The organism is Microbacterium sp. P5_E9 (assembly GCF_054049175.1).
Map to the genome: position 1 here is coordinate 91848 of NZ_JBFUMV010000016.1, position 6067 is coordinate 97914.

Here is a 6067-nt window from a genome sequence, read left to right on the forward strand (position 1 = left end):
GATTTCCCGCCCCTCACCGGGCGGAGGATTGGGGCCTCGTCCCCACCGAACGAAGGAAGACAATGGCAGAACTCACTATCAGCCCCGACGTCATCCGTGACGCGCTGAAGGACTTCGTCGCCGCCTACGAGCCCAGCGGCTCCGCGGCGAACGAGGTCGGCACCGTCGTGGACGCTGCCGACGGCATCGCGCACGTCGAGGGCCTTCCGGGTGTCATGGCGAACGAGCTCGTGACGTTCAGCGACGGCACGTCCGGCCTCGCGCTCAACCTCGACGAGCACCAGATCGGCGTCGTCATCCTGGGCGAGTTCTCCGGCGTGCAGGCCGGCCAGCAGGTCACCCGCACCGGCGAGGTGCTCTCGGTTCCGGTCGGCGACGGCTACCTGGGTCGTGTCGTCGACCCGCTCGGCAACCCGATCGACGGTCTCGGCCAGATCGCGACCGACGGACGCCGTGCGCTCGAGCTCCAGGCGCCCGGCGTCATGCAGCGCAAGAGCGTGCACGAGCCGATGCAGACCGGCATCAAGGCGATCGACGCCATGATCCCGATCGGCCGCGGGCAGCGCCAGCTCATCATCGGCGACCGCCAGACGGGCAAGACCGCGATCGCGATCGACACGATCATCAACCAGAAGGCGAACTGGGAGTCCGGCGACACCACCAAGCAGGTGCGCTGCATCTACGTCGCCATCGGCCAGAAGGGCTCGACGATCGCCTCGGTGCGCGGCGCGCTCGAGGACGCCGGAGCCATGGAGTACACGACCATCGTCGCGGCTCCGGCATCCGACCCCGCCGGCTTCAAGTACCTCGCGCCCTACACGGGTTCCGCGATCGGCCAGCACTGGATGTACGAGGGCAAGCACGTCCTGATCATCTTCGACGACCTGTCGAAGCAGGCCGAGGCCTACCGCGCCGTCTCGCTCCTGCTGCGCCGCCCGCCGGGCCGCGAGGCGTACCCCGGTGACGTGTTCTACCTGCACTCCCGTCTGCTGGAGCGCTGCGCGAAGCTCTCGGATGAGCTCGGTGCCGGTTCGATGACGGGTCTCCCGATCATCGAGACGAAGGCGAACGACGTCTCGGCCTACATCCCGACCAACGTGATCTCGATCACCGACGGCCAGATCTTCCTGCAGTCCGATCTGTTCAACGCCAACCAGCGCCCCGCAGTCGACGTCGGCATCTCGGTATCCCGCGTCGGCGGCGACGCGCAGGTGAAGTCGATCAAGAAGGTCTCCGGCACGCTCAAGCTTGAGCTCGCCCAGTACCGCTCACTCGAGGCGTTCGCGATGTTCGCGAGCGACCTGGATGCCGCATCCCGTCGTCAGCTCGCGCGTGGCGCCCGCCTGACCGAGCTGCTCAAGCAGCCGCAGTACTCGCCCTACCCCGTCGAGGAGCAGGTCGTCTCGATCTGGGCCGGCACCAAGGGCAAGCTCGACACGATGCCGATCGAGGACGTCCTGCGCTTCGAGCGCGAACTGCTGGACTACCTGCGTCGCAGCACGAAGATCCTCGACACCCTGCGCGACACCAACGTGCTCGACGACGACACCGCCGCCGAGCTGGAGAAGGTGACCGACGCGTTCATCCTCGAGTTCCAGTCCGGCAAGGGCGGGCAGGCGATCGACAAGCCCGGCCACGAGGAGTTCGAGGCGGCGACCGCGACGGACGTCAACCAGGAGAAGATCGTCAAGGGCCGCCGCTAACGGCGCACCGGGACAAAGACCATGGGCGCACAACTGCGGGTCTACAAGCAGAAGATCGCATCTGCTCAGACGACCAAGAAGATCACGAAGGCGATGGAGCTCATCGCGGCTTCGCGCATCCAGAAGGCGATGGCGCGCGTGCGCGCCTCGGCTCCGTTCGCGCGCGCCGTCACGCGCGCCGTCGCAGCTGTGGCGACGCACGGCAATGTCGACCACCCGCTGACCCAGGAGCGCGCTGTCATCCGCCGATCGGCGGTGGTGATCTTCGCATCCGACCGCGGGCTCGCCGGGGCGTTCAACTCGCAGATCCTGCGAGAGTCGCTGCAGCTCGCCGAACTCCTGCGCACGCAGGGCAAAGAGCCGGTGTTCTACCTGGTCGGTCGCAAGGCCGTCGGGTACTTCCAGTTCCGGCGCCTGCCGAACGCGGGGGAGTGGGTGGGTGACACCGACACGCCGCACTTCCACACGGCCGAGGAGATCGCCGGTGTCCTGCTGGACGCCTACGACCGCGGCGGCGACGCCGGCGGGGTGGATGAGATCAACCTCGTCTACAACCGCTTCGTCAGCATGATGACGCAGACGCCCGAGACCGTGCGACTGCTGCCCCTCGAGGTCGTCGAAGCCGATGCATCCGCTCCGGCGCAGATCTACCCGCTCTACGAATTCGAGCCGGAGGCGAGCGTCGTCCTGGACGCACTCCTGCCCGTGTACATCCAGAGCCGCGTCTTCAACGCGCTTCTGCAGTCGTCGGCGGCCAAGCACGCCGCGACCCAGAAGGCGATGAAGTCGGCCAGCGACAACGCGGACAACCTCATCACGGACTACACGCGTCTGCGCAACAACGCGCGTCAGGCCGAGATCACGCAGCAGATCGCCGAGATCGTCGGCGGCGCCGACGCGCTCGCGTCGAGCAAGTAAGACCACACGAAAGAGAAGACGAAGACAATGACTCCCACCGCCACCACCGTCGAAAGCGCGGCGAAGACGGAGACGCTGCCCGTCGGCCGTGTCGCGCGCGTCACCGGGCCCGTCGTCGACATCGAGTTCCCCCACGACGCGATCCCCGACATCTACAACGCCCTCAAGACGACCGTCACGATCGACGGCGTCACCTCCGAGTTCACGCTCGAGGTCGCCCAGCACCTGGGCGATGACCTCGTCCGCGCGATCGCGCTGAAGCCGACCGACGGCGTCGTGCGCGGCCAGGAGGTGCGCAACACCGGCGGCCCGATCACGGTGCCCGTCGGCGACGTCACCAAGGGCAAGGTCTTCAACGTCATCGGCGAGATCCTCAACGCCGAGCCGGGCGAGAAGATCGAGATCACCGAGCGCTGGGGCATCCACCGCAAGGCGCCGAACTTCGACCAGCTGGAGTCGAAGACCCAGATGTTCGAGACCGGCATCAAGGTCATCGACCTGCTGACCCCGTATGTCCAGGGCGGCAAGATCGGCCTGTTCGGCGGTGCCGGAGTCGGCAAGACCGTCCTCATCCAGGAGATGATCCAGCGCGTCGCGCAGGACCACGGTGGCGTGTCGGTGTTCGCCGGTGTCGGCGAGCGCACCCGTGAGGGCAACGACCTCATCAAGGAGATGGAGGAGGCGGGCGTCTTCGACAAGACGGCCTTGGTCTTCGGCCAGATGGACGAGCCGCCTGGGACGCGTCTTCGCGTCGCGCTGTCGGCGCTGACGATGGCGGAGTACTTCCGCGATGTGCAGAAGCAGGACGTGCTGCTGTTCATCGACAACATCTTCCGCTTCACGCAGGCCGGCTCCGAGGTCTCGACCCTGCTCGGCCGCATGCCTTCCGCGGTGGGCTACCAGCCGAACCTCGCCGACGAGATGGGTGTGCTCCAGGAGCGCATCACCTCGACCCGTGGTCACTCGATCACCTCGCTGCAGGCGATCTACGTCCCCGCCGACGACTACACCGACCCGGCACCGGCCACGACGTTCGCGCACCTCGACGCGACCACCGAGCTGTCGCGTGAGATCGCCTCGAAGGGCCTGTACCCCGCCGTCGACCCGCTGTCGTCGACGAGCCGGATCCTCGACCCCCGCTACATCGGCGCCGACCACTACCGTGTCGCCACCGCCGTCAAGCAGATCCTCCAGAAGAACAAGGAACTGCAGGAGATCATCGCCATCCTCGGTGTCGACGAGCTCTCCGAAGAGGACAAGGTCGTCGTGTCGCGTGCACGCCGCATCCAGCAGTTCCTCTCGCAGAACACCTACATGGCGAAGAAGTTCACCGGCGTCGAGGGCTCCACGGTCCCGATCAAGGAGACGATCGAGTCCTTCGACGCGATCGTCAAGGGCGACTTCGACCACGTCGCCGAGCAGGCCTTCTTCAACGTCGGCGGCATCGGCGATGTCGAAGAGCGCTGGGCTCAGATCCAGAAGGAAGACGAGTGACATGCCGCTGAAGGTCAACCTGGTCTCCGCGGAGTCGGAGATCTGGTCGGGCGAGGCGACGCTCGTCGTCGCAAAGACGATCATCGGCGAGATCGGCTTCATGGCCGGTCACGAGCCGGTGCTTGCGATCCTCGCCGAGGGGCAGGTGCGCATCACCCAGGCCGACGGCACCAAGATCATCGCCAACGCCCAGGACGGCTTCGTCTCGATGTCCGACGACGAGGTGTCGATCGTGGCCGGGAACGCAGCCCTGATCTCCTGAGCCGATTTCGCGAAAGGGCAGGTTCACGCGCAGCGTGGACCTGCCCTTTCGCCGTGTGTGTTTCGATACGCCCGCTTCGCGGGCTACTCAACAACCGGATGCAGAAAACATCATGCTGATCCTCTTGCCGCCGTCCGAGACCAAGCGTCCCGGCGGACGACGACGGCCCGTCGAGCTGGGGACGCTTGCCCTGCCGTCGCTCGCGCCGCAGCGCGAGACTGTCGTCGACGCGCTCGTCGCGCTGTCGGCGGACGAGCCGTCGGCGTCGCGCGTGCTGAAGCTCGGCGCGACGCAGCGCGGCGAGGTCGCGATCAACGCCGCGCTGCGCGCCGCCCCGACGATGGCGGCCATCGACCGCTACACCGGGGTGCTCTACGACGCGCTGGACGCGGCATCCCTCCCTCCGTCGGCCCGGGCGTGGGTGGGACGCAATGTGCTCATCCACTCCGCCCCGTTCGGCCCGGTCGGCGCGCTCGACCCCATCCCGGCCTACCGGCTGGGTGCCGGGGTCTCCCTGCCCGGCCTGCCGCCCCTCACGCGGGTGTGGGCGGATGCCGTCACGGCGGCGCTAGGCGCGGCATCCGAGTCGTTCGTGCTCGATCTGCGATCCGAGGCGTACGTCGCGCTCGGCCCGCTTCCGGCATCGCTGCCCTCGGCCTACGTGCGGGTGGTCGCGGACGGTGCCGACGGCGCGGTCCGCGCGCTGAACCACTTCAACAAGCATGCCAAGGGCGCGCTGGTGCGTGGTCTCGCGCTGGAGCGGCCCCGGATCGGTTCGCGCGGGGCGCTCGTGCGGTGGATGGATGCCGCCGGACTGCGGGTGCGCGACGGAGCGGGCGGCGAACTCGAACTGTTCGCCTGAGCCGTGCTCACCCGCCGCGGGCGACGCGCGGCGACGTGTGCGGCTCAATTCCTGTCCCGAGCCGGAGTCCATCGCTAGCATGTGACTCGGCGGGCACCCGCACCGTCGACGTCTGCTACATCCGTCTGTTCCGGAAAGGGACGCATATGTCCGACTACAACGACGGCAGCGGCCTGGCCGCCATCCTCGGGCTGCTGGCCGTCTTCTTCGTCATCCTCCTGCCGCTCCTGATCGTGTTCTACGTCCTGGGTTCCTGGTTCCTCATGAAGGTGTTCCAGAAGGCCGGGGTGCAGGGCGGCTGGCGAGCCTGGGTGCCGGTGTACAACCTGATGGTCTTCTCCAAGCTGGGCGATCTGAGTCCATGGCTGATCCTCTACGCGATCGGCGGCTCGATCGTCCTGGGCTGGATCCCCGGGGTCGGTGGCTTCCTCAGCACGATTCTCAACCTGGCAGCTGCCGCCATCAGCCTGCTGGCAGCGTGGCGGGTCGGGCTGAAGCTGCAGAAGGGGCCCGTCTGGGTCGTGCTCTACTTCTTCCTGTCCCTCGTCTGGCTCGGCATCAACGCCTTCGATCGCTCCCGCTGGAACCCGGCCGTGCCGGCCGCGCCGTGGGCCGGCAACAGCTTCCTGGCCGACCGCACCGACTGGCCGGGCGTCCCGAGCCAGCTGCCGGTCGCGGGCTACGCGGCCGCGCCGCCCGCCGCGGCCTACCCGCCGCCCGCCGGCTACGACGCCCCGCCCGTGGGGTACCAGCCCCCGCCCGCGGGTTACGAGGCACCGCCCGCCGGGTACCAGGGTGCCCCGCAGCCCCCGGCCGGCTACACGCCGC

The 6067-nt window shown here is 68.0% G+C and carries 6 protein-coding genes; all 6 read left to right on the forward strand.

The genetic code is table 11. The features are described 5' to 3' along the window. Positions 1 to 62: 62 nt before the first annotated feature. Positions 63 to 1703: a F0F1 ATP synthase subunit alpha gene (gene atpA / locus ACXJ3V_RS16465; protein ID WP_457101418.1), complete on the forward strand. Its 1641-nt coding sequence runs from the start codon at positions 63 to 65 to the stop codon at positions 1701 to 1703. A 21-nt stretch (positions 1704 to 1724) separates the two neighbouring features. After that, complete coding sequence (locus ACXJ3V_RS16470) at positions 1725 to 2621, forward strand: F0F1 ATP synthase subunit gamma (RefSeq protein WP_457101419.1); 897 nt, start codon at positions 1725 to 1727, stop codon at positions 2619 to 2621. 27 nt (positions 2622 to 2648) lie between these two features. Next, positions 2649 to 4115, forward strand: a complete 1467-nt coding sequence (gene atpD / locus ACXJ3V_RS16475; protein WP_457101420.1) for a F0F1 ATP synthase subunit beta — start codon at positions 2649 to 2651, stop codon at positions 4113 to 4115. A 1-nt stretch (position 4116) separates the two neighbouring features. Continuing rightward, the gene (locus ACXJ3V_RS16480; RefSeq protein ID WP_457101421.1) at positions 4117 to 4377 is read left to right on the forward strand and encodes a F0F1 ATP synthase subunit epsilon; all 261 of its coding nucleotides are present in this window, start codon (positions 4117 to 4119) and stop codon (positions 4375 to 4377) included. Between the two features lie 112 nt (positions 4378 to 4489). Further along, on the forward strand, positions 4490 to 5239 hold the full coding sequence (locus ACXJ3V_RS16485) for a YaaA family protein (RefSeq protein ID WP_457101422.1): 750 nt from the start codon (positions 4490 to 4492) through the stop codon (positions 5237 to 5239). 146 nt (positions 5240 to 5385) lie between these two features. Next, a partial coding sequence (locus ACXJ3V_RS16490) for a hypothetical protein (RefSeq protein ID WP_457101423.1) occupies positions 5386 to 6067 on the forward strand: 682 nt, incomplete at its 3' end.